Source organism: Streptomyces sp. LBL, from assembly GCF_029893585.1.
GTDB lineage: Bacteria > Actinomycetota > Actinomycetes > Streptomycetales > Streptomycetaceae > Streptomyces.
Window position 1 is genome coordinate 59,844 of sequence record NZ_JARXYX010000027.1, and the last position, 22,739, is coordinate 82,582.

The 22,739-nt window shown below is 70.2% G+C and carries 27 protein-coding genes and 1 pseudogene; 15 read left to right on the forward strand and 13 right to left on the reverse strand.

Going from position 1 to position 22,739, the window contains the following annotated elements:
* Positions 1–129 precede the first annotated feature (129 nt).
* Complete coding sequence (locus M2271_RS29055; protein WP_280890326.1) at positions 130–987, forward strand: MurR/RpiR family transcriptional regulator; 858 nt, start codon at positions 130–132, stop codon at positions 985–987.
* Between the two features lie 164 nt (positions 988–1,151).
* Here the strand turns inward: M2271_RS29055 and M2271_RS29060 are convergent, their stop codons facing one another.
* The 4 genes from M2271_RS29060 to M2271_RS29075 all read right to left on the reverse strand — a co-directional run bounded on the left by M2271_RS29060 (position 1,152) and on the right by M2271_RS29075 (position 3,430).
* Positions 1,152–1,496 (reverse strand): hypothetical protein, encoded by a 345-nt coding sequence (locus tag M2271_RS29060; protein WP_280890327.1) that lies wholly within the window; start codon positions 1,494–1,496, stop codon positions 1,152–1,154.
* An 87-nt stretch (positions 1,497–1,583) separates the two neighbouring features.
* Entirely contained in the window at positions 1,584–1,925 is a 342-nt protein-coding gene (locus M2271_RS29065; RefSeq protein WP_280890328.1) for a hypothetical protein, read from the reverse strand.
* Between the two features lie 49 nt (positions 1,926–1,974).
* On the reverse strand, positions 1,975–2,568 hold the full coding sequence (locus tag M2271_RS29070) for a TetR/AcrR family transcriptional regulator (protein WP_280890329.1): 594 nt from the start codon (positions 2,566–2,568) through the stop codon (positions 1,975–1,977).
* 154 nt (positions 2,569–2,722) lie between these two features.
* Positions 2,723–3,430: a helix-turn-helix domain-containing protein gene (locus M2271_RS29075; protein ID WP_280890402.1), complete on the reverse strand. Its 708-nt coding sequence runs from the start codon at positions 3,428–3,430 to the stop codon at positions 2,723–2,725.
* Between the two features lie 134 nt (positions 3,431–3,564).
* Between M2271_RS29075 and M2271_RS29080 the strand changes: the two genes are divergently transcribed.
* From M2271_RS29080 to M2271_RS29095, 4 genes are all read left to right on the forward strand, one after another.
* Positions 3,565–4,299: an SDR family oxidoreductase gene (locus M2271_RS29080; protein WP_280890330.1), complete on the forward strand. Its 735-nt coding sequence runs from the start codon at positions 3,565–3,567 to the stop codon at positions 4,297–4,299.
* An 11-nt stretch (positions 4,300–4,310) separates the two neighbouring features.
* On the forward strand, positions 4,311–4,535 hold the full coding sequence (locus M2271_RS29085) for a hypothetical protein (protein ID WP_280890331.1): 225 nt from the start codon (positions 4,311–4,313) through the stop codon (positions 4,533–4,535).
* A gap of 103 nt (positions 4,536–4,638) precedes the next feature.
* Positions 4,639–5,256: an NAD(P)-binding domain-containing protein gene (locus M2271_RS29090; protein WP_280890333.1), complete on the forward strand. Its 618-nt coding sequence runs from the start codon at positions 4,639–4,641 to the stop codon at positions 5,254–5,256.
* Between the two features lie 285 nt (positions 5,257–5,541).
* Positions 5,542–6,135 (forward strand): hypothetical protein, encoded by a 594-nt coding sequence (locus tag M2271_RS29095; protein WP_280890334.1) that lies wholly within the window; start codon positions 5,542–5,544, stop codon positions 6,133–6,135.
* A gap of 58 nt (positions 6,136–6,193) precedes the next feature.
* On the opposite strand, the gene M2271_RS29100 is transcribed toward M2271_RS29095, so the two are convergent.
* From M2271_RS29100 to M2271_RS29120, 5 genes and pseudogenes are all read right to left on the reverse strand, one after another.
* A complete protein-coding gene (locus M2271_RS29100; RefSeq protein WP_280890335.1) occupies positions 6,194–6,568 on the reverse strand; it encodes a hypothetical protein in 375 nt (124 codons plus the stop codon).
* Between the two features lie 16 nt (positions 6,569–6,584).
* Positions 6,585–7,106, reverse strand: a complete 522-nt coding sequence (locus M2271_RS29105) for a roadblock/LC7 domain-containing protein (protein WP_280890337.1) — start codon at positions 7,104–7,106, stop codon at positions 6,585–6,587.
* A 34-nt stretch (positions 7,107–7,140) separates the two neighbouring features.
* Positions 7,141–8,106, reverse strand: a complete 966-nt coding sequence (locus tag M2271_RS29110; RefSeq protein ID WP_280890338.1) for a hypothetical protein — start codon at positions 8,104–8,106, stop codon at positions 7,141–7,143.
* 371 nt (positions 8,107–8,477) lie between these two features.
* Positions 8,478–8,672, reverse strand: a pseudogene (locus M2271_RS29115) (hypothetical protein); the annotation flags it as partial.
* Positions 8,673–8,841: 169 nt separating this feature from the next.
* Positions 8,842–10,185 carry a diaminopimelate decarboxylase gene (locus tag M2271_RS29120; protein WP_280890403.1) on the reverse strand — a complete coding sequence of 448 codons (1,344 nt, stop codon included), beginning with the start codon at positions 10,183–10,185 and terminating at the stop codon, positions 8,842–8,844.
* 325 nt (positions 10,186–10,510) lie between these two features.
* Here M2271_RS29120 and hutU point away from each other — a divergent pair, with 325 nt between their 5' ends.
* From hutU to hutI, 4 genes are all read left to right on the forward strand, one after another.
* Positions 10,511–12,175 (forward strand): urocanate hydratase, encoded by a 1,665-nt coding sequence (hutU, locus tag M2271_RS29125; protein ID WP_280890339.1) that lies wholly within the window; start codon positions 10,511–10,513, stop codon positions 12,173–12,175.
* Entirely contained in the window at positions 12,172–13,407 is a 1,236-nt protein-coding gene (locus tag M2271_RS29130; RefSeq protein ID WP_280890340.1) for an allantoate amidohydrolase, read from the forward strand. The genes hutU and M2271_RS29130 overlap by 4 nt, the downstream gene beginning before the upstream one ends.
* Positions 13,408–13,541: 134 nt before the next feature.
* A complete protein-coding gene (locus M2271_RS29135) occupies positions 13,542–14,858 on the forward strand; it encodes a formimidoylglutamate deiminase (RefSeq protein ID WP_280890404.1) in 1,317 nt (438 codons plus the stop codon).
* 38 nt (positions 14,859–14,896) lie between these two features.
* Positions 14,897–16,084: an imidazolonepropionase gene (gene hutI / locus M2271_RS29140; protein ID WP_280890341.1), complete on the forward strand. Its 1,188-nt coding sequence runs from the start codon at positions 14,897–14,899 to the stop codon at positions 16,082–16,084.
* Here hutI and M2271_RS29145 read toward each other — a convergent pair.
* Positions 16,035–16,241: a DUF397 domain-containing protein gene (locus tag M2271_RS29145; RefSeq protein WP_280890405.1), complete on the reverse strand. Its 207-nt coding sequence runs from the start codon at positions 16,239–16,241 to the stop codon at positions 16,035–16,037. The genes hutI and M2271_RS29145 overlap by 50 nt on opposite strands.
* An 8-nt stretch (positions 16,242–16,249) precedes the next feature.
* Positions 16,250–17,101 (reverse strand): helix-turn-helix transcriptional regulator, encoded by an 852-nt coding sequence (locus M2271_RS29150; RefSeq protein WP_280890343.1) that lies wholly within the window; start codon positions 17,099–17,101, stop codon positions 16,250–16,252.
* 198 nt (positions 17,102–17,299) lie between these two features.
* Here M2271_RS29150 and M2271_RS29155 point away from each other — a divergent pair, with 198 nt between their 5' ends.
* The 3 genes from M2271_RS29155 to M2271_RS29165 are packed head-to-tail and all read left to right on the forward strand — an operon-like array spanning position 17,300 to position 18,892.
* Positions 17,300–17,707 carry an ATP-binding protein gene (locus M2271_RS29155; RefSeq protein WP_280890344.1) on the forward strand — a complete coding sequence of 136 codons (408 nt, stop codon included), beginning with the start codon at positions 17,300–17,302 and terminating at the stop codon, positions 17,705–17,707.
* A gap of 33 nt (positions 17,708–17,740) precedes the next feature.
* The gene (locus tag M2271_RS29160; RefSeq protein ID WP_280890345.1) at positions 17,741–18,628 is read left to right on the forward strand and encodes a hypothetical protein; all 888 of its coding nucleotides are present in this window, start codon (positions 17,741–17,743) and stop codon (positions 18,626–18,628) included.
* Positions 18,629–18,631: 3 nt separating this feature from the next.
* A complete protein-coding gene (locus M2271_RS29165) occupies positions 18,632–18,892 on the forward strand; it encodes a hypothetical protein (RefSeq protein ID WP_280890346.1) in 261 nt (86 codons plus the stop codon).
* Between the two features lie 28 nt (positions 18,893–18,920).
* Here the strand turns inward: M2271_RS29165 and M2271_RS42595 are convergent, their stop codons facing one another.
* Both M2271_RS42595 and M2271_RS29175 read right to left on the reverse strand, forming a co-directional pair.
* Positions 18,921–19,094 (reverse strand): hypothetical protein, encoded by a 174-nt coding sequence (locus M2271_RS42595; protein ID WP_348539198.1) that lies wholly within the window; start codon positions 19,092–19,094, stop codon positions 18,921–18,923.
* A 183-nt stretch (positions 19,095–19,277) separates the two neighbouring features.
* Entirely contained in the window at positions 19,278–20,183 is a 906-nt protein-coding gene (locus M2271_RS29175; RefSeq protein WP_280890347.1) for an RNA polymerase sigma factor SigF, read from the reverse strand.
* A gap of 239 nt (positions 20,184–20,422) precedes the next feature.
* Between M2271_RS29175 and M2271_RS29180 the strand changes: the two genes are divergently transcribed.
* The 3 genes from M2271_RS29180 (at position 20,423) to M2271_RS29190 (ending at position 22,724) form a co-directional block, all read left to right on the forward strand.
* Positions 20,423–20,809 carry an STAS domain-containing protein gene (locus M2271_RS29180; protein ID WP_280890348.1) on the forward strand — a complete coding sequence of 129 codons (387 nt, stop codon included), beginning with the start codon at positions 20,423–20,425 and terminating at the stop codon, positions 20,807–20,809.
* A 271-nt stretch (positions 20,810–21,080) separates the two neighbouring features.
* Positions 21,081–21,617, forward strand: coding sequence for an ATP-binding protein (locus M2271_RS29185; protein WP_280890349.1), 537 nt, complete (start codon positions 21,081–21,083; stop codon positions 21,615–21,617).
* Between the two features lie 369 nt (positions 21,618–21,986).
* Complete coding sequence (locus M2271_RS29190; RefSeq protein WP_280890351.1) at positions 21,987–22,724, forward strand: LPXTG cell wall anchor domain-containing protein; 738 nt, start codon at positions 21,987–21,989, stop codon at positions 22,722–22,724.
* Positions 22,725–22,739 lie beyond the last annotated feature (15 nt).

Here is a 22,739-nt window from a genome sequence, read left to right on the forward strand (position 1 = left end):
GTTGTGGCGGACGGGGGTGGCGGTGTGGCGGAGAGGAACGGCGTTGTGGCGGACGGGGGTGGCGGTGTGGCGGAGAGGAACGGCGTTGTGGCGGACGGGGATGGCGGCGTGCCGGAAAGGAACGGCGCCGTGGCGGACGGGAGCGGTGGCGTGCCGGACAGTCCCGCCGCGCGGCTGCAGGCGCTGTTCGAGGGGCACCGGCTGACGCCGACCCAGCGGCGCATCGCGCACAGCATGGTGCGCCGCGCCGCCGACGTGCCGTTCCTGTCCAGCGTGGAACTGGCCGAGCTGGCCGGGGTCAGTCAGCCGTCCGTCACCCGCTTCGCGGTCGCGCTCGGGTTCGACGGCTACCCGGCCCTGCGCAGGCACCTGCGCGAGGTCGCGCCCGCCGAACCGGCCGGGGACACGGCCTCGTACAACGAATACCAGCAGGCCGTCGAGGCGGAGATCGAGAACCTGCGGCACCTGGCGGAGGTGCTGGCCGACCCGCGGCCGGTGCGGCGGGCGGGGCGGCTGCTCGCGGCCTCACGCCCTCTCCCGGTGCTCGGGCTGCGTGCCGCGGCCTCGCAGGCGTACGGCTTCGCGTACTTCGCGGCGAAGGTCCATCCGGACGTACGGCTGCTCAACGAGGGCGGCACGATGATCCACGACCGGATCGACGCCGCCGTACGGGCGGGCGCCTCAGCGCTGCTGTGCTTCGCGCTGCCCCGGCACCCGCGCGAGGTCGTGGACACGCTCGCCTACGCGAAGGAGGCCGGGCTGACGGTGGTCACCGTCGCGGACTCGGCCTTCGCGCCGGTCGCCAAGGTCTCCGACCTCCTGCTGCCCGCCGCCGTCGGCACCGGCCTCGCCTTCGACACCGCCTGCGCGCCGATGCTGCTGGGCCGGGTCCTGCTGGAGGCGATGTGCGACGACCTGCCCGACGCACAGGCCCGGCTGGAGGAGTTCGACGCGAGGGCGACGGCCCGGAGCCTGTTCGTCGAATGAGGTGGGTTCGTCGAGTGAGGCGCGGGTCGTCGAATGAGGTGGGTTCGTCGAATGAGGCGCGGGTCGTCGGGTGAGGCGGGTTCGTCGGGTGAGGCGTGGGTCGTCGGGTGAGGCGGGTTTATCGGGTGAGGTCACCCGGCCCGACAAGAGCCATCCGAAACGCCCTAGGGCCTGCGTTTCCGGGTCGCGGCGAACACGATGCCGATCCCCGTGGCTCCGTACAGGACGAACAGCGCGCCCTCGCGCCCCAGGCTCCGGCGCTTCACTTCCTGGGCGAACTTCAGTTGCTCGTACGTGCTCATGCCGGTCGAGCGGCCGGTGGCGGTGTCGTAGGAGAGCGCGCAGCGGTCGCCCTCGCGCATGTGCCCCGGGGAACTCTCGCCGTCCGCGTGCAACTGGAGCCCTGGGCAGTCAGGGACGCCGTAGGCCGCGCCGGCTCTCAACAGCGACAAGGCTCCCCACAGCAGCGGCAACAGGAACAGCACGAGTAACACGGGTCGGAATCTCATCGAGTCACCCTAGTGAGGGGCCCGACGGCTGGTCGCCCCCTCCCAATCAGCACAGCACAGCGATTTCAGGTGAAACGGCGGGGACCGTCAACGAGCGGCGACGTCAAGGGCCTTGGCCAGCAGGGCACGGGAGTGCGCCCGGGCCGCGGGGTCCGCGACGATGTCCTGGACCATCACCTCGTCGACGCCGGTGGCCTTGGTCATCTGCTCCAGCTGATCCCGTACGGTCTCCGGGCTGCCGGCGATCTGGCGGGGCCAGCGGCCGTCGGTGATGACGATGGGGGTGTCCTTCTGTTCCTGGCCGAGTTCCCGCTCGGCCTCCTCGACCGTGGGAACCTGGGCCGCGGTCCCTTGGCGGGCCAGGCGGGCCATCAGGGCGGTCCTGGACCAGTTCGGCCGCCGCGCCTCGGCGTCGGTGTCGGCGACCACGGTGCTGACGGAGAGGATGCCGCGTCCTCCTTGAGTGAGTTGCCGACTGCTAGGTGCGGTCGTCCGGCTCGCGGTATCCGTGGGCGACGAGCGCCCGCAGCCGGTCGACCGATTCCCCGGTGGTGCCGGTGCCCTTGATCCAGGCGAGCGAGCAGGCTGCGAGGAACAGGTCGTAGCCCGTCACCGACGGGCGTACGTACCCTGTGCGCTGTGCGGCTCGCACGTACTCGTCGGTCGTGGCGATGAGTTCGTCACAGGGGACGGTGAGCGGATTGTCCGGGTCCTGCGCCCGGGTTGCCGCCATGAGGGGTTCCGGCAGTCCGCTGTAGGCGCTGAGGTAGTCCTCCATCGCCCGCAGCCACTGCGTCAGCGCCGTGCCGGCGTCGTCGATGCCGGCGATGTCCGCCCGGCGGGTCACCAGTTCCTCGGTGCGGGACTGGAGTACGGCCGACAGCAGGGCCTCACGGGTGGGGAAGTGCCGGTACAGCGTTCCCGGCCCGACGCCCGCCTCCTTGGCGACCGCCTCCAGTGACGTGCCGACCCCGTCCCGAAGGAAGTGGCGCTGGGCCGCTTCCAGGAGGGCCGCGCGATTGCGCTGGACGTCGGCGCGGGGCTTGCGCCCCTGTTGCTCCCTGGCGTTCATACGCTCTCCCGCATCTCTTCCCGTAAGGTGGCCGATCGAAAACGGAGGCTATCTCCGAATTGCCTCAACGGTAAACCGGAGGCATCCTCCGGCCAAATCGGCACTCGACGCTGCGATCTTTGCGCGCGCTATTCGGCTCAATGAAGCTTTCCGATCACATCTGCTCCGTGATGCGGTCAAGGATGTGGCCCTGGCCAGGGTGCTCGGCAACGGGGCCACGGCCGGAACGTGGGGCGCCGCCCCGGCCGGCGTCATCGTCATCCTGGCCGTGCTGCTCGACAGCGCTTGCGCCGGCCGGTGCCGCTGCCGCGGGGATGGCGTGGTCGACGAGGACGGCTGCGATGGCGGCGGCGGTGGTGAACGCTTCGGTGTTGAGGACTCGGCTGCGGGCCGAGGCGCCGTCCAGGAGCAGCGCCAGTTGCTCGCCGAGCTGTTCGGGGTTGGTGGCGCCGGCCTCGCGGGCGGTATCGGTGAGCCGGGCGGCGAAGCCTTTTTTGTAGGTGCGGGCCTGTACGCGTGCCGGGTGGCCCGGGTCGGGAATTTCGACGGCCGCCGCGATGAATGGGCACAGGGGTGAGTGCACGTCGAACGCGGCGAGGAGTCGTTCGCGAGGTGTGAGGTCGGTGCGGTCGAACACTTCGGGCAGGATGTCGGGATCGAATCGCCGTAGGCATTCGGCGATCAGCTCGTCCTTGCCCGTGAAGTGCTGGTAAAGCGTGCGCTTGGACACCTCAGCCACCGCGCAGAGCTGGTCCATGCCGGTGCAGTTGATGCCTTGATCGCGGAACAGTTGTTGTGACGCGCTGAGGATGCGCTCTCGTGCCCCCCTGCCGCGGCGCAGGCCTCGCGGCCCCTTCTCCATCTCTGTCACACGCCCAGCGTAGCCCACTTGGGTACCGCTCGGTGTGCATAGCTTGCATCCCGCGCGACTGATCGATACGTTAAGTACCCGGCTCGGTGTACATAACATCGGCACGGCATGTGAATGGAGTGGTCGTGGGAAAGCTCGATGGCAAGGTTGCGGTGATCACAGGCGCGACAAGTGGGATGGCGCTGGCCGGTGCGAAGTTGTTCGTTGATGAAGGAGCTCACGTCTTCATCTCGGGCCGGCGGAAGGACGTGCTGGACGAAGCCGTCAAGCTGATCGGCCGGAACGTGACCGGCGTGCAGGGCGATGCGGCCGACCTCGATGATCTGGACCGTTTGTTCGAGACGGTCAAGCAGGAAAAGGGCACGGTCGACGTGTTGTGGGCAAGTGCGGGGACGGGCGAGCAGGGCAGGCTCGGCGAGATCACCGAGGAGCAGTTCGATGCCGCCTTCTCGCTGAACGCGCGCGGCACGCTGTTCACGGTCCAGAAGGCGCTGCCGCTGTTCAACGATGGAGGCTCGATCGTCATGACCGGGTCAAACGCGTCGCTCCGGGGCTACCCCGATTGGAGTGTGTACGCAGCGAGCAAGGCCGTGCTGCCCGCCTACGCACGGGTGTGGGTGTCCGAGTTGAGGGACAGGAGGATCCGGGTGAACGTGCTGACCCCCGGCCAGGTCGCCACGCCGATTCTGGAGGAGGTGATGGACGAGCAGATGAAGGCGCAGTTCGAATCCGTGATCCCGCGGCGAGAGATGGGCCGCCCTGAAGAGATCGCGTCGGTCGCGTTGTTCCTCGCCTCGGACGACTCGAGCTACGTCAATGGCATGGAGCTGGTCGTCGACGGCGGCACCACAGTGATCTGAGCGCGTCGCTGGTGGTCGTCAGCGCCGCGCCGCGCAGGCCGGGCGCCGGCCCGGCGGGCAGCACCGCCGTCGTCAGCGCCACCGTGCACGGGTTCACCTTCGGTTATGGGTGGGCCGCGGGCGCCTTCTGGGCGGGTGCCGTCCTCTGCGGTGCCCTGATCCGCGGCGGTACCCGGCTCCACCACGAGGCCGGCCGGCCCGAGCCCGTCGACCAGGTCGTCAGCGGGCCGATCTGACACCTGGGCGCCGGGGAACCTTCGACACCCCGGCCCAGCACTCCAGCACGCCAGCACGACCCCCACGACCAACTGATCCATACACAACAAGGGAACACACGTCATGACCACCATCAGCATCATCGGCTCAGGCAACATGGCCACCGCCATCGGCACCCGGGCGGCGAAGCACGGCCACACCATCGAGCTCATGAGCCGCAACACCGCCAAGGCTCAGGCGGTCGCCGACCAGATCGGCAACGGAGCCACCGTCGGCACGTTCGGCGCAAGGCCGGCGGGTGACATCGTCATCGTGGCCGTCCTGTACACCAGCGCGGTTGACGTGGTCGCGCACTACGGCGATGCGCTGGCCGGCAAGATCCTCGTCGACATCACCAACCCGTTCAACGCCGACGTAAGTGGACTCGTGACCACCGCGGGCAACTCGGTGTCCCAGCAGATCGCCGCCGCCGCCCCCGAGGGCGCACACGTCGTGAAGGCATTCAATTCGATCTTCCGCGGCGTCCTTGCTGAAGACAAGCCCCTGGACGTGTTCTTCGCCGGCGACAGCGCCGAGGCGAAGGCACGTGTCGCGGCGTTTCTGGAGAGCTTGGACATGCGGGCCCGCGACGCGGGAGGGCTCGAGATGGCCCACGTCCTTGAATGGGCCGGCATCCTCCTGGTGGGCCTGGCACGCAACGGCGCCGGCTTCGACATCGCCTTGGGCGCCGAGGTCCTCTGAAGATTCTCTCCAGGAGAGAACATGGCCACGGTGGTATTCAGCAACCGGCTCCAGCCGGCGGACGGTAAGCGCGACGCTCTGATCGGCCTCCCACGCGAGTTCGCCGACTCGTTGAAGGCCGACTGACCGGTTGCCGGTTGCCTGGCGACGGCGGTCTTTCGCCGTTCCGGGCTCAAAAGGCCAGATCTTCGCCGGAGGTTGAAAACGGGCACTCAGACTCGTCTCACATTCGCCCGCTAATCTGCGCGACCAGAAAAACGTGCTGGGACGACGAGGAGGCGGAACGTGGCACGCGGAGATGGCAGAGCTCAAGGTCTGGCTCGGGTGGCGGTCGTCGTACGGGCCGGAGCCGCGCCCCTGTGGTGGCTCGGAGTGTTCGCGGCGGGCGTCGGCGTACTGGTGCCGGGCATCACGGGACGGCGGATCGGGGTACTGGCGGGGGCCGCGCTGTTCATCATCGCGGTCGTCGTGGTGGCCTGCCGCGGGCGTAAGCGGTACGTCGCACTCTCGCGCGGCGTCGTCCGCGCCGGGAGGCACGACGTGCTCCAGGACCGCGCGGTGAGCGTGCGCAACTGGCGTCGGGGGCACCGCTGGTGGCTGCTGCTCGCCTTCGCCGCCGCGCTGGGCAGCGCGTTCGCCGTGCCCGCCGCCGGGGGCATGCTGCTCGCCGGATGCGGCACCGGGCTGCGGCTGAAGGCCGCCTGGCTCGGGCGCCGCGAGCGGGCCGAGGACGCGCTGCTGTGGGTGCGGGTGGACTGGCTCGCCGTGAACGGCGGGCGTCCGGCCGGCAAGACGGTCAAGGCCTACCGCAGCACGGGCATCGCGGCGGGCGACGCGGCCCCGGGAGGAGCGCGCCGCCGCACCGCGGCCCTGGTCTAGCCCGCATGCCTTGGGGCCGGCCGGTCCGGCACCGTTTGTCGTAGCGGGTCGGTGGCGGTCAGATCTCCAGGTCTTCTTCGATCCTCTTCAGCTGGTGGCGGGCCATCGCCAGGTTGGCCCGCTTGACGTCCAGGACCAGGTAGAGGAACAGGCCGTTGCCGCCGCGGCCGCTGATCAGGCGGATCAGGTGGTACTGGTCGGACAGCGTGATCAGGATGTCCTCGATCTGGCCCTTGAGCCCGAGGTGTTCCATGGTGCGCAGCTTGGAGCGGACCACGTCGGTGTTGCCGGCGGCGGCGACATTGAGGTCGAAGCTCTTGCTGCCGCCCAGCGTGCCCAGCGCCATACCGCTGGTGTAGTCGACGAGCGCGACGCCGGTGGCGCCCTCGATGGAGGCGAGGGCCTCTTTGAGCGCGGTTTCGGTGTTGGCCATGACGGTCTCCCTCGGTTCAGCTTTCGGTTGTGGTGCGTGTTGTAGTGCGTGGGTTGGTGGTCGTGGCGCGCGGGGTGCGCGCGGTTCTGGCCCGGGCCGGGCCGGCTTTCGCGGCCGACCGGGGCTGTTTCGCGGGGGCCTTGGCCGGGGCGGGCGCCCGGGCCTCGACGAGTTCGCCGATGCGGGCCCCGGCGCGGCGGCCCTCCAGGTGGAGCCGGCCGACGGGGACGCGGTCCGGGGCGAGCAGCGTCAGCACGGCCGCGGGGCCCGCCGCGTACGTGGCCACGTAGCCGTGTCCGCCGCGGACGAGCAGCTCGCGGAAGTCCCCGTGCCCGGCCGCCTCCGCCAGCTGTACGGCGAGATCGCGGGCGGTCGTGGTGAGCGCGGCCACGCTCTCCGGGTCGATGCCGGGGGTGTCCTGGGCGAGGACGAGCCCGTCGAGGCCGACCGCGAGGGCGCCGGTGAGCTGGGGAACGCGGGCTCTGAGCCGGCGTAACTCCTCCAGTACTTCCTCCAGTACTTCGGGGGCCGCTGCCATCAGGTCTCTCCTCTCGGCGCGGGTCCGCTGTCGGTCAAAGGGCCTCCAGTGCATCCCTGAGCCTTCTCAACAACGTGATGTGGGGATCGGCGAACTCGGGTGGGGGTGGGGGTGGCGGTACGGGTGTCAGTGCCGGTGTCAGTGCCGGCACCGGCACCGGTGCGTATGTGGGCGTGGGCGTGGGCGTGGGCACAAGCGCGGGCACGAGTGTGGGTGTGGGTGTGGGTGTGGGTGTGAGTACGGGCATTTGCGCGGGCTCGGGGGCCGGTGCCGGGGCCGGCGGGCGGGGTGCGACCACACCGGCGGCCGCCAGGCGCCGCAGGTCCACCAGGGTGTGGAACGCCGGGCGGCCCAGGTCCCGGGCGATGTCCGCTGCCGTACGGACGTCGTCCAGGTGCGCCAGGACCGCCCGTTGGCGGGCGGTGGGCGTAGGGGGCGCGGGGCGGCGGGCGCGGACGAGGGGTGCCTGGTCGGTGGCCGGGTCGGGCCAGATGCGGTGCAGCAGCTCGCGGCGGCGCAGGGTCTCACGCTCCAGGGCGGCCACCGGCACGGGACATGGACAGCCGGGCCCGTCCTCGGTGGCGTAGCGGAAGCGGCCCGGGGTGCTGCTGGGCGCGAGGACGAAGTAGGCCGCGTCGTACAGCGCGACGAGCCGGCACAGGTCCAGGGCGCCCGCGGTGAGGTGCCCGCCGTCGACCAGGAGGTGGCCGGCGCGGTGCCGGTCGCCGGCCTCGGTCAGGGCCCGCCGCCAGATGCCGGCGTCGACCGTGCCGCGGGCCGTCAGCAGGACGTCCAGGCCGGGCGCGGCCGGACTCTCGGCGTGCACAGCCCGGCCCTGGACGAGGTGCAGCGTGCCGCGCTCGCGGATCAGGACACCGGTGGCCCGCTCAGCGGCAAGCCGGGTCAGCATCGGCGAGACACCGCCCCAGCCCCGGTCCCGGGCCGCCACCTTGTCCCGCACCGGCAGCCGGGGCGGTGGCGTGGTCTGTACGGCGGTCATCCCAGCACCAGCCGACCGGCCATCTCGCCCAGCCGGATGCGGGCCAGCGCGAGATTGCCCTCGGCGCGGGCCAGCCACAAATACAGGCACACGCTGCTGTCGAAGGACGTCGGCACGAACCGCAGCACGTGGTAGCTGTCCCGGTTGCTGATGATGAGGTCTTCGAGCGGCGGGACGGCGTCGTCCTCGCCGACGGCGTCGTGCCTGCCGCCCCCGTCGTCCTCGTCGCCCGCTGTGCTTTCGCCGCCCTCCGCACCGGCCCGACCGAAGCTGCCGGACGAGCCGGAGCTGCCGGACGAGCCGGAGCTGCCGGACGGACCGGAGCTGTCGGACGGACCAGAGCTGTCGGCGCTCCCGGTGCGGCCGTTGCTCTCGGGTGCGAAGGCGTGTTGCTCGGCGGCCAGCCGGGCGAGTTCCGCGGTTTCCACCGCGGCCGTCTCGTGGTCGCCGCCCGGGGACTCCCCGACGATGCCCAGGGCCAGTCCGCTCGTCCAGTCGACCAGTGCGGCGCCCCGGGCACCGGGCAGTCGCATGGCTTCCAGCAGGCACTCGTCGATTCCGGGCACCGTGATTCCCCTCCCGCCTGGGGTTCGGCTCAGTGATGCCGAAGCTACGCAACGTGTGCGCGAGGGGTGAGTCTTCTGGCATTTTCCAGTGGAACATGCGACGAATGACTAAGGTGGGTCAACTGACCTGATGCACAAGCCAGTTGATCAACAGATCCACCGACGTACGTCAACGGCGGTCAGGTGCGCGCAGGGTGGTGAGCGCGTTGGCGTGCGCCCCTCCCGATTCGGCCACGATCTCCTCGACGGTCTGCGCCTCGCGCACGGTCGAGAAGACGGCCCCTGAGGCCCCGTCCGGGGCGAAGCCGTAGATGCCGGGCCGGGCCAGGGAGTTGTACGCGTAGTGGTGCGCGAAGTAGTACGCGCCCGTGTCCAGCGCCGCCGCGTAGTCGCCCTGCGCCAGCAGCGGCAGCGGACACGCCTGGGCGAGCAGGTCGCCCGCGAAGCACGCCGGCCCGGCGACGTCCTGCACCACCTCGGGCCCCTCCTTCGGCCGCCCCTCGCCGTCGTACGCGGCGATCCTCAGCGGCCACGCCTCCGGCGCGTACACCGTCCGCGTCGCCACCTGCACGCCCGCGTGGGTCACCGCCACCGGCCGGCCGCCCGCGCTCTTGGCGTACTCGACCCGCGCCACCACCGTCCCGTGCTTGGCCAGCAGCGACCGCCCGAACTCCGTCACCAGCCCGTACCGCCCGTCGAACAGCCCCGGCACCGCATCCTTCAGCGCCCGCGCGTACTGCGCGTACGTCGGCGTCGTCGCGTCCGAGGCGAAGTTCACCGGCAGCCCGCCGCCGATGTCGATGGTGTCGATCTGCGGCCGTCCGATCCGCTGGTTGATCTTCTCCGCCAGCCGGTACGTCTCCGCCACGCCCTCGGCCATCAGGGTGAGCGGGACGCCCTGCGACCCGGTGTGCGCGTGCAGCCGGGACAACCAAGGGCGCTCGGCGTACGCCCGTACCACCCACTCGCGCGCCCCCTCGTCCCGCAGCGCCACCCCGAACTTCGAGGTCGCCGTGGAGGTGGAGAGGGCTTCGATGGACCCCGCCCCGACCTGCGGGTTCACCCGGATGCCGAGGGGGGAACGGCTGGGTGCGGACCGCATCAGCCCGTCGACGCGGTCCAGCTCCTGCGGATTGTCGACGTTGATCGCGATCCCGAGGGCCAGGGCCTCCCGCAGTTCGGCGGGTGTTTTGGCCGGCGAGTCGAGGACCGTCCGCCCCGGCGGCAGCCCCGCCGCCCGCGCCAGCGCCAGCTCGCCCGGGCTCGCCACCTCCGCGCCGATCCCTTCCTCGTGCAGCAGCCGCAGCACCGGCACCAACGGGGTCGCCTTCACCGCGAAGGCGTGCAGCACGGGCGTGCCGGGCGCGGTGACCTTGTCAAAGGCCGTCCGCAGCAGCGCTGCCGACTCCCGGATGCCGGTGACGTCGAGCAGGCCGACGATGGGGGAGCCGGGCCCCAGCAGCCCCTGCCCCACAGCCGCGCGGACCGCCTCGTCCCGACGGGCGACCCGCATCCCGTCGCCATCGGCCACCGCCTCGTTCCTGCGGGTGGCCCGCTCTCCGTCGCCGTTGCTCACCGCCTCGTTCCTGCGGGTGGCCCGCTCTCCGTCGCCGTTGCTCACCGCCTCGTTCCCGCGGGCGGTTCGCCCCCCGTCACCCTCGCGCACATGCCTCTCGTCGGCGTTGCTCACAACATCCCCCGTCGGGTCGGTGTCTGCGCCTGTACATCCAGCCAAACACCCAAGGAGCACCGATGCCGAAGCCCTCATGTATTGACTAGCTCTATTCAGAGCGTCAGGATGTGAATAAGAGAAGCAACAGTCCGCTAGGAGGCAGACCATGTCAGGACCCCGCCCCGTACGAGCGTCGCGCGGTACGGAACTGAGCGCCCTGGGATGGCAGCAGGAAGCCGCGCTGCGGATGCTGCAGAACAACCTCGATCCGGAGGTCGCCGAGCACCCCGACAAGCTCGTCGTCTACGGCGGCACGGGCAAGGCGGCCCGGGACTGGCGCTCCTTCGACGCGATGGTCCGCACGCTGCGAACCCTGAAGCAGGACGAGACGATGCTGGTCCAGTCCGGCCGGCCCGTCGGTGTCATGCAGACCCACGAGTGGGCCCCGCGCGTCCTCATCGCCAACTCCAACCTGGTCGGCGACTGGGCCAACTGGGAGGAGTTCCGCCGCCTGGAGGCTCTCGGCCTGACCATGTACGGTCAGATGACCGCCGGCTCCTGGATCTACATCGGCACCCAGGGCATCCTCCAGGGCACCTACGAGACCTTCGCCGCCGTCGCCGCCAAGAAGTTCGACGGCACCCTCGCCGGCACGATCACCCTCACCGCCGGCCTCGGCGGCATGGGCGGCGCCCAGCCGCTCGCCGTGACCATGAACGACGGCGTCGCGATCTGCATCGACTGCGACCCCCGTGCCATCGAACGCCGTATCGAGCACCGCTACCTCGACGTGAAGGCCGACTCCCTGGAGCACGCCCTCCAGCTCGCCGTCGAGGCCCGTGACGCCCGCCGCCCGCTCTCCATCGGCCTCCTGGGCAACGCGGCCGAGCTGCTCCCGCGCATGCTCGCCGAGGGCGCCCCCATCGACATCGTGACCGACCAGACCTCGGCCCACGACCCGCTGGCGTACCTCCCCGTGGGCGTCGACTTCGACGACATGGCGTCCTACGCGACCAAGGACCCGGCGGGCTTCACGACCCGCGCCCGCGAGTCCATGGCCCGGCACGTCGAGGCGATGGTCGGCTTCATGGACGCCGGCGCGGAGGTCTTCGACTACGGCAACTCGATCCGCGGCGAGGCCCAACTCGCCGGGTATGAGCGGGCGTTCGCCTTCCCCGGCTTCGTCCCCGCCTACATCCGCCCGCTCTTCTGCGAGGGCAAGGGCCCCTTCCGCTGGGCGGCGCTGTCGGGCGAGGCCTCCGACATCCACAAGACGGACAAGGCGATCCTCGACCTCTTCCCCGAGAACGAGTCCCTGCACCGCTGGATCAAGATGGCGGGGGAGCGGGTCCACTTCCAGGGCCTGCCCGCCCGGATCTGCTGGCTCGGCTACGGCGAGCGGGACAAGGCCGGCGAGCGGTTCAACGACATGGTCGCGAGCGGCGAACTGGCGGCACCGCTGGTGATCGGCCGCGACCACCTCGACTCCGGATCGGTTGCCTCCCCCTACCGAGAGACCGAAGCCATGCTCGACGGCTCCGACGCGATCGCCGACTGGCCGTTGCTGAACGCGATGGTGAACGTGGCGTCGGGTGCGTCGTGGGTGTCGATCCACCACGGAGGCGGAGTGGGCATGGGGCGGTCCATCCACGCCGGCCAGGTGACGGTGGCCGACGGTACGAAGCTGGCCGGCGAGAAGGTCCGCCGGGTGCTGACCAACGACCCGGGCATGGGCGTCATCCGGCACGTGGACGCCGGGTACGACATCGCGGAGACGGCCGCCGACGAGCGCGGCGTGCGGATTCCCATGCGCGAGGGTGACGACGCGTGACGGTGATCCAGGGCACCTCCTTCCACGAGATGTGGCGTGAGCTGCACCCCCTCGGCCGTCACCGTGACTCCGGCGGCTACCGCCGCTACGCCTGGACCGCCGCCGACACCGAATGCCGGGCCTGGTTCAAGGCACAGGCCGAGTCCCGTGGGCTGGCCTACGAGCTCGACCGGAACGGGAACCAGTGGGCCTGGCTCGGGAATCCCGCCGACGGGGACGCTGTCGTCACCGGGTCGCATCTCGACTCCGTGCCCGACGGCGGGGCCTTCGACGGGCCCCTCGGTGTCGTGTCCTCCTTCGCCGCCCTCGACGAACTGCGCGCGCGGGGCGTCACGTTCGCCAAGCCCCTCGCGCTCGTCAACTTCGGTGACGAGGAGGGCGCCCGGTTCGGGCTCGCCTGCGTCGGGTCCCGGCTCACCTCCGGTCAGCTCACCGTCGAGCAGGCGCACAAACTGACCGACGGGGACGGGGTGACCCTGCCGCGCGCCATGGAGGCCGCCGGACACGACCCCGACGCCCTCGGACCGGACCCGGAGCGACTCGACCGGATCGGTGCCTTCGTCGAACTGCACGTCGAGCAGGGACGGGCGCTCGACCTCAGCGGCGACCGGGTCGGCATCGCGAGCGCCATCTGGCCGCACGGGCGCTGGCGGTTCGACTTCGGCGGCGAGGCCAACCACGCGGGTACGACACGGCTCGTCGACCGGCGGGATCCCATGCTGCCGTACGCGGAGACCGTGCTCGCCGCCCGCCGCGAGGCCCAGCTCGCCGGTGCCGTCGCCACCTTCGGCAAGCTCGCCGTCGAGCCCAACGCCGTCAACGCCATCCCCTCCCTGGTACGCGGCTGGCTCGACTCCCGCGCCGCCGACCAGGAGTCCCTCGACACCGTGGTCGGCGGAATCGAGCAGGCGGCCCGCGCCTACGCCCAGGAACACGGCGTCGATCTCGACATCGTCCGCGAGTCCTTCACGCCGGTCGTCGAGTTCGACCACGCCCTGCGCGACGAACTCGCCCGCATCCTGGGCACGGACACCGACCTCACGGTCCCCGTCCTCGGCACGGGCGCCGGACACGACGCCGGGATCCTCTCCGGACGCATCCCGACCGCCATGCTGTTCGTACGCAACCCCACCGGCGTCTCGCACTCCCCGGCCGAGTCCGCCACCGAGGACGACTGCGTGGCCGGAGTGCTCGCACTCACCGACGTACTGGAAGGACTGGCCTGCAGGTGACGCCGACCGAGCAGACGCCGACCCAGCCGAACCGGCACACCCCGCCGGACCAGCGCACCCAGGCTGACCGGCACACCCAGCCGGGCCAGCGCACCCAACCGGACCGGCACACCCAGCCGCCGCGCACGTACTGGCTGGAGCACGCTTGGCTCGACACCCACGTCGAGCCGGGCGTGGTCCTGGACACGGCGGACGGCCGCATCACCGCAGTCCGGACCGACACCCCCGCCCCGCCCCCCGGCGCCGAGATCCTGCGCGGCCTCACCCTCCCCGGCCTCGCGAACGCGCACTCGCACGCCTTCCACCGCGCCCTGCGCTCCACCGTCCAGGTCGGCTCCGGCACCTTCTGGACCTGGCGCGAGCTCATGTACTCGTTCGCCGACCAGCTGACCCCCGAGACCTACCTCGGGCTCGCCCGGGCCGTGTATGCCGAGATGGCCCTGGCCGGCGTCACCGCCGTCGGCGAGTTCCACTACGTGCACCACGCCCCGGGCGGCACCCCCTACGCCGACCCGAACGCGATGGGTGAGGCCCTGATCCAGGCCGCCGCCGACGCCGGTGTCCGCATCACCCTCCTCGACACCGCCTACCTCTCCTCCGGCTTCGGACAGCCGCCCAACACCCACCAGCTCCGCTTCTCCGACGGCAGCGCGGACGCCTGGGCCGAACGCTGTTCAGTTCTCAAGGATCGGGATCACGCACGGATCGGCGCGGCGATCCACTCCGTACGGGCCGTGCCCGCGGGCCAGTTGGCGACCGTGGCACGGTGGGCCGAGCAGCGGCGGACCCCCCTCCACGTGCACCTGTCCGAGCAGACCGCCGAGAACGACGCCTGCCGTGCCACTCACGGGTGCACGCCCACCCAGCTCCTCGCCGACCACGGCGTCCTCGGGCCGCGCACCACGGGTGTCCACAACACGCACCTCACCGACGAGGACATCGCCCTGCTCGGCCGCTCCGGCACCGGCACCTGTATGTGCCCCACCACCGAGCGCGACCTCGCCGACGGCATCGGCCCGGCGGTGGCCCTCCAGCGGGCGGGCTCCCCGCTCTCCCTCGGCTCCGACAGCCACGCCGTCATCGACCTGCTCGAAGAGGCGCGCGCGATGGAGCTGAACGAGCGCCTACGCACCCGCACCCGCGGCCACTGGACCGCCGCCGCGCTGCTGCGAGCCGCCTCCGCCGACGGTCACGCCGCCCTCGGCTGGGACGATGCGGGCACCATCGAGCCCGGCGCGCTCGCCGACCTCACGACGATCGCGCTCGACTCCGTCAGGACAGCGGGGCCAGTGCCCAGACTCGGCGCCGAGACGGCCGTATTCGCGGCGACCGCGGCGGACGTACGGCACACGATCGTGGGCGGACGGCACGTCGTACGCGACGGGGCGCACACGCTCGTACCGGATGTGCCGCAGGCGCTGGCGGACGCCGTCGAAGCCCTGCGCTCCTGAAATCCACCGACGCCCGAGCCCGCCCCCACGAGGACACCATGAGCAGCAGCACTGTCATCACCAACATCGCCACGCTGGTCACCAACGACCCCTCCCTCGGTGACGGTTCCGCTCTCGGACTGATCCAGGACGCGGCCGTCGTCATCGACGGCGACCGCATCGTGTGGACCGGTGAATCAAGCAAAGCACCCGCCACTGACAATCGGGTCGACGCCGGCGGCCGGGCGGTCCTGCCCGGCTTCGTCGACTCGCACTCCCACCTGGTCTTCGCGGGCGACCGCACGCAGGAGTTCAACGCCCGGATGTCCGGGCGCCCGTACAGCGCGGGCGGCATCCGTACGACGGTCGCGGCGACCCGAGCGGCGACGGACGCCGAACTGGAGGCCAACCTCACCCGCTACCTCGCCGAAGCCCTCCGCCAGGGCACGACCACCTTCGAGACCAAGTCCGGCTACGGCCTGACCGTCGCCGACGAGGCCCGTGCCCTGCGCATCGCATCCGCCCACACCGACGAGGTCACCTACCTCGGCGCCCACATCGTCTCCCCCGACCACGCCGACGACCCCGCCGCGTACGTCGCCCTCGTCACCGGCGAGATGCTCGACGCCTGCGCCCCGTACGCCCGTTGGATCGACGTCTTCTGCGAGCACGGCGCCTTCGACGGCGACCAGGCGAGAGCGATCCTCTCCGCCGGCAAGGCGAAGGGGCTGCACCCGCGCATCCACGCCAACCAGCTGTCCTACGGCCCCGGTGTGCAGTTGGCTGTGGAGCTGGACGCGGCCAGCGCCGACCACTGCACCCACCTGACCGACGCGGACGTGGACGCCCTCGCGAGCGGCGCGACTGTCGCCACGCTGCTCCCCGGCGCCGAGTTCTCCACCCGCGCCCAGTGGCCGAACGCCCGCCGTCTCCTGGACGCCGGCGTCACGGTCGCCCTGTCCACCGACTGCAACCCGGGCTCGTCCTTCACCTCGTCCGTGCCGTTCTGCATCGCTCTCGCGGTACGGGACATGGGCATGACCCCGGACGAGGCGGTCTGGTCAGCCACGGCCGGCGGGGCGCGGGCGCTCCGCCGGGAGGACATCGGCCGCCTCACGCCGGGGGCGTACGCCGACCTGATCCTCCTCGACGCCCCGAGCCATGTGCACCTGGCCTACCGGCCGGGCGTGCCGCTGGTCAGCGGGGTGTGGAGGCGGGGAACAGGCCTGACTTCACGCCGCGTATGAGGTGGGCCAACGGGGCGGTGCTGGTGGTGAGTTCCGTGTCGGGGGTGTCGCTTTCGCGGAGGTGGAGGGTGGTGGGGGTGGCGGCGAGTTCGACGCAGGTGTTTCCTTCGCCGCCGTCCGAGAACGTGGACTTCTGCCAGCGCAGGGTGTGGTCCATGGCGTGCATCACAACTCCTTGGTCAATTGGTGGATGAAGTCCCGTGACGTCGTGGGTTCCAGAGACGCCTTCTCCACTTTACGGAAGAGTGTTCGGAGCCGTCTCAACTGCGGTTCGGCGTCGATGAACATGGTCCCGCCGGGGGTGTCGCGGAACCCGGTGTCCAGTTGGGGCAGCGGACCGCCCAGGTACATCATCGAGGCGCCGGCCCCGGCGAAGCCGTCCTGGTCGGTTGGGATGACCCGTACGGCGGCGTGCCCCTGCTCGATCTCGGCCAGGATGCGCCGAAGTTGAGAGAGGGATGCCTGGCGGTCGGCCACGCGGATACGTAGCGCGAACTCGTGGATGATCGTCTCGTACGGGGTCGGGTTGTCACCCTCGATGACGGCCCGCCTCCTCATCCGGTGCTCCACCCGGGGCGCTAGTTCGCTCTCGGTCAGTTCCGGACGCATGTACCTGAAAACCGCACGCGCGTACTCCGGGGTCTGGAGCAGTCCGGGAACATGCGTGATGACAACTTCCCGCAGAGATGCCGCATGGTGCTCCGCCTCGGCCACGTCCAGGTTCACCTGGGGCAGAACTCCTCGGTACTCGTCCCACCAGCCGCGTGTGCGCTCGGCTGCCATGGCCACGAGGGCGTCGATCAACTTCTCATCCTCGCAGGCGCAGTGAGCTGCCAACCGGCGTAGGCGTTCCTCGCCGATCCCCGAACTGCCGGCCTCGATCTGGCTCATGTGCGCCGAACTCGACCCGAGGAGTGCAGCCAGCTCCTTGGCCGATTTGCGGGCGGCTTCTCGCAGTTTGCGCAGCTCGGAGCCCAGGCGTACCTGTCGCGCGGTCGGCTGGTTCCGCATGGTCATCCGAATAACTGCCTCTCTGGGACTCCTCGTTCGGGTTCAGATTACGCGAGGCAGTTGCAAGGGTATGAATTTCTACCCTACCGTCAGTGACGCGACGTACACGCTGCGGAAGCGCACCACTCCGTCCTGCCATGACGGCTGCGGCAATGCCACCGTTCTCCGCCCTCCACCCACCAACCCCACCCCTGGAGCTGACGCATGCCCGAAACCGAACCCTGGGAGTACTCCCTCTCCATCCCGCACGACCCCCGTGCCGTGACCGTCTGCCGCCGCACCCTCCGTCTGGTCCTCACCATGCACGGCCTGATCCGTCTCGCGGACACCGCCGAACTCCTGGCGACCGAGTTGATCGCCAACGCCGTACTCCACACGAAAGGCCCCGTGACCCTCCGTGTTCTCTGGTCGGCGGGCGTTCTGCGGATCGGCGCCTGGGACGCGAGCCCCGAGCCCCCTGAACCCCCGGGTGACCTGGCGAGCCTCACGGACGTGGAGGAGGGCAGGGGCCTCGCCCTGATTCAAGCCTGCGCCGACGTCTGGGGCTGGCAGCCGCTGTCGAGACACGGGAGTCGCGGCAAATTCGTGTGGTGTGACTTGGCTGCCGTGTAGCTCGTTGATCAGGTCGGACAGAAAGGAGAGCCGATGGTCGGCTCGTCACACGAGGCGCTGCACCGGATCTTCCAGAAGGATCCCGCGTTGCTGACCCGTGCCCTGCAGAGCGTCTTACGCATCCCCTTCCCCGAGCCGCGTGAGTTCGCCGCGATGAACGTGGACCTCACCGAGATCGAACCGGTCGAGCGACGTGTGGACACGTTGCTGCGGGCGGAGACCGACGACGGGGTCTACCTTCTCGTCGTCGAATCGCAGGGCCTGCCGGACGCGAGGAAACGCGGCAGTTGGCCGTACTACCTCAGCTACCTGCACGAGAAGTACCGCTGCGAACCGGTGCTGATCGTCATCACCCAGAACAGTGCGACGGCCCGCTGGGCGGCGGCGCCCATTCATCTCGGGGTGCGGGGGTGCCCGTCGCTGACGGTACGTCCGTTCGTCCTGGGGCCGGACAACGTGCCGGTGATCGTCGACGAGCGAGAGGCCGAACGGGACGTACCCCTTGCGGTGCTTTCGGCGATGACACATGGGCGGGGACCACACGCCGCCGCCATACTGGAAAACCTGGCCGCGGCCCTGCGGACCATCGACGCGGACAGTGCCGCGGTCTTCGTGCAGTTCGTCGACTCATGCCTGGGAGACCCCCGGGCCCAGCAGATGTGGAGGGACCTGATGACGGCGATCCAGTACTTCTGGCGGCACCCGCTGGCCGAGCAGGTGCGGGAGGAAGGACGGGAAGAGGGGCGTGCCTCGGGGACGGCGCAGGCGATCCTTCGCATTCTCCGGAATCGCCAGATCGACCTCCCCGATTCCGTCCGCGAGCGCATCCTCTCCTCCACCGACGTGGACGAACTCGAAACCTGGCTGGACCGTTCCCTCCAGGTCACCGACGCGGCGGGTCTGTTCGGTGAAGGTTTCTGAGCCGTGACAGGCATCCAGTACTTCTGGCGGCACCCGCTGGCCGAGCAGGTACGCGAGGAAGGCCGGGAGGAAGGCCGGGAAGAGGGGCGTGCTCAGGAGCGTGCGGCAGCCATCCTGCGCATTCTCCGGTCGCGCCGGATCGATGTCTCCGACTCCGTCCGTGACCGTGTTCTCTCCTCCACCGACATGGACGCGCTCGACACCTGGTTCGATCGCTCTTTCCAGGTCACCGAAGCGCAGGAACTCTTCGCCGAGGGATCCTGAGACGTACGGCCACGCAGCCAGGGGCGGCTCACACCGCCCCTGCCCGCCACCGCTGCCCCGCGCCCCCGCTCAGCGGGCGCAGCGCCAGGCCGCCGTCTCCGTCCGGCGTGAGCGCGGTGGCGGTGGCGGTGGCGATGTCCGGGCGGATCACGCCGCCGTCGTCCACGGTGAACCCGAGGTTGGTGCCGTTGCCGCTGTCCACCGCGTCGCACTACCGGATACCGACCCCCTTGGCCACGTCACCGCGGCTGTCGAGACAGAAGTCGGGCTCGGAGGACGACTGCACGACACCACGGCCGGCATCGGCGCGTCAGGCCTGGGAACAACTGCGACCCGGCCCACACCGGGCCGGGTCGCTCAGTCACCGTCGGCTGCGCGCTCGCCGTCACTCCTCGACGGTCAACCCCTTGCGCAGCTTCACCAGCGTCCGCGACAGCAGCCGGGACACGTGCATCTGGGAGATGCCGAGTTCCTCGCCGATCTCGGACTGGGTCATGCCCGCGACGAAGCGCAGGGACAGGATCGTGCGGTCCCGGGAGGGAAGTTCGGCGATCAGCGGCTTCAGGGACTCGACGTACTCGATGCCTTCGAGTCCGTGGTCCTCGTAGCCGATACGGTCCGCGAGGGCGCCCTCGGCGTCGTCCTCCTCCGGCTGGGCGTTCAGCGAGGAGGCGGTGTACGCGTTCGAGGCGGCCATGCCCTCGACGACCTCGTCCTTCGTGAGGCCGAGGCGCTCCGAGAGCTCGCCCACCGTCGGTGCGCGGTCGAGCTTCTGGGCCAGTTCGTCACCAGCCTTGGCCAGGTCGAGCCGGAGTTCCTGAAGCCGGCGTGGGACGCGCACGGACCAGGAGGTGTCGCGGAAGAAACGCTTGATCTCGCCGACGATGGTTGGCATCGCGAATGTGGGGAACTCCACTCCGCGGCTGAGTTCGAAGCGGTCGATCGCTTTGATCAGGCCGATGGTGCCGACCTGGATGATGTCCTCCATCGGCTCACTGCGGGAGCGGAAGCGGGAGGCGGCAAACTTGACCAGGGCGAGGTTGAGTTCGACGAGCGTGTTGCGGACGTACGAGTATGCGTGCGTGCCTTCTTCCAGGGATTCCAGCCGCGCGAAGAGGGTCTTGGACAGGGCCCGCGCGTCCACCGGCCCCACCTCGTCGTAAGGCGGGATCTCCGGAAGCCCGGCGAGTACGTCGTCCTGCGTGATGGGATCCAAGTGTTCCGGGGGGGATGTCGACGTCGCCTCATGGGCATGCGATGCGTCGAGCCGGGGTGACATGATGTCCTCCATCGTTCTCGGCATAAGGCTGCCGAAGCCAGTTCCGTGCACTGCGATGTGCGGCGCCTCCAAAGCCGGCCGTGTCGGGTACGTGTAGCTACTAGCCCTACCCGCTTTCCCGAGCTCACCGCAAGTACGTTCTGTTGGTATATGTCCGTTTGCGTGTGATTGTTCGGGTGTCGGAGAGTGTGGAGAAGGCGTAGTGTTCGGGGGCGTCATCAGCAGCCACGACGTCGGGAGAGAGAGACGCCATGGACCGCGGGACAGTCGGCAGCGCACAGTCCGGCCGACTTCTGGTGGAGGTGCGGGAAGAGGGCTCCAGTGCCGTCGTGACCCCGGCGGGTGAGTTGGATCACCACACCGCCGATCTGTTGCGAGAGCCCCTCGATGACTGCCTCGACAAAGGATTCAGTCGACTGGTGGTCGACTGCTCACGCCTGGAGTTCTGTGACTCCACCGGGCTGAACGTACTGCTGGGTGCGCGACTGAAGGCTGAAGCGGCCGGAGGTGGGGTGCATCTGGCGGCGATGCTGCCCGTGGTCGCACGCGTCTTCGAGATCACGGGGGCCGATGCTGTCTTCACTGTTCATGACACCTTGGCAGCGGCCCTGGCCGGCGAATCGGGCGAGTCCGGCTAGTCCGGCTAGTCCAGCTAGTCCGGCAAGTCCGGTTGAGTCGCCGGGTCGGGTCGGGGTGATGCTTCGCCCGTCCCTCTACGAACGGTGCTTTCCGGGCGTCTCGCCTTTCGTGTCGAAATGCAGGGGTGTTCGTCCGGCCGCGCCGGGCAGGAGGCATCCGTACCGACTGTGTGGGCACCCGATACTGACGGTGCGGGGATCCGATCGGTCGTACCGGCTGAATAGTGACGTTGAGTATCGTGAACTGGTGAATCGGTGAGGTGAAGCGCTGATGAGCATCACCCGGCCTAATCCGCCGGGCGACCGGGGTCCGGAGCCCAGCGGCGCTTCCGGGGCGTCCGAAGGGGGCGTGCCCGCGACCGGGACGTCCGGCGGGGGCGCGGCCGTGTCGTCAGGGGGGCGCCAGGTGCGCGAGATGAGCTTCGACGGGCAGAGCGGTGTCGTCCCACTCGCCCGCGACTTCACTCGCCAGGCGCTGTACGCGTGGGGCTGGCTGCCGTCCGCCTCCGCCGACCAGCGGGCCGCAGCCGAGGATGTCCTGCTCGTCGTCTCCGAGCTGGTCACCAACGCCTGCCTGCACGCCGAGGGGCCGGACGACCTGCGGATCTCCTGCGACAACAAGGTGATCCGGCTTGAGATCTCCGACAAGGGCACCGGCCAGCCGTCCCCGCGCACCCCGCACCGCGCCGGCAGCCCCGGCGGCCACGGCATGTTCATCGTGCAGCGGCTGTGCCTGGACTGGGGTGTGGTGCGCACCCCCGGAGCCACGGGCAAGACGGTGTGGGCCGAGCTCGGGGCACCCGCGTGAGCCCCGCAATGCGCCTTGCCGGTGACCCTGCCATGAGTCCCGTCATGAGTCCCTCCTGGAGCCGGACGACTTAACTCGGCGCCGCTGTTACTGGCGCATCTGACCTGCTGCCCCCCAGGGGGTTGACGGCCGAGGGCTGATCATGAGTCGCCGAGCCCTTGTCGAGCGTGGCGGCTGCGTCGTCGAGGCGGCGGGGCGTCACCCACGGTCCGAACCCGCTGCGTACCTCACGTCATCCGTGCCGGATCACCACAGATCCGGCGCTCCCTTTGTCTTCCCTCCTCTGGGCCCCGGGCGTACCTTGACGGCCGATCTGATGTGCCGTCAGGAACCGCCGATGGCAGGAACGCCTGCAGGAATGAGGGGACAGTGTCGAACCGGACGTACCAGAAACGGACCGCCGCGCTCGCGTCCGCCGCGGCCCTGGCCGGCTCGGCGGTCCTGATGGCCGCCCCCGCAGCCCATGCCGAGGTCGTCGACGTCAACTACCGGTGCGAGACACCGATCGGGGTCAAGACCGCCGTCTCGCCCATCGACATCACGGGCGTCAAGAGCGGCGCCGGCTACAAGCTCACCATGTCGTGGCAGAAGGGCGTCTCCTCCAGCCCGGTCGAACTGGGCAAGGGCGCGATGAACCCGAGCGCCACCATGAAGCTCGGCGGCGCCGACAGCGGGACGATGACCGCCACCGGGCCCGCCAACCAGGAGCCGATCCCCGCCAACACGCCCATCAAGGTCAGCGACCTGTCGGGGACGTACACCCCGAAGAAGAGCGGCAAGGTCACCTTCACGGCGGGCGTGCTCACCATCAAGGCTCTGGGTACGACGACCACCTGCACTCCGACGAACAGCCCGCGGCCGTCGCTGTCCCTGGACGTGAAGGCGGCGGGCGGCAGTTCCTCGGGAGGCACCGGGAGCAACGGCTCGGGCGGCGGCTCAGGTGGTGGCTCGGGCGGCGGCTCGGGCGGTGACTCCGGCGCCGCACTCCCGCAGACCGGTCCCGAGGACTCCGTCGTCGCCCTCGGCACGCTCGGCGGCACGGTGCTGCTCGCGGGCGCGGCCGGCGCACTGTGGTTGACCCGCAGGAACCAGGCGGCCCACCGCTGATGCGGCGGACCTGGC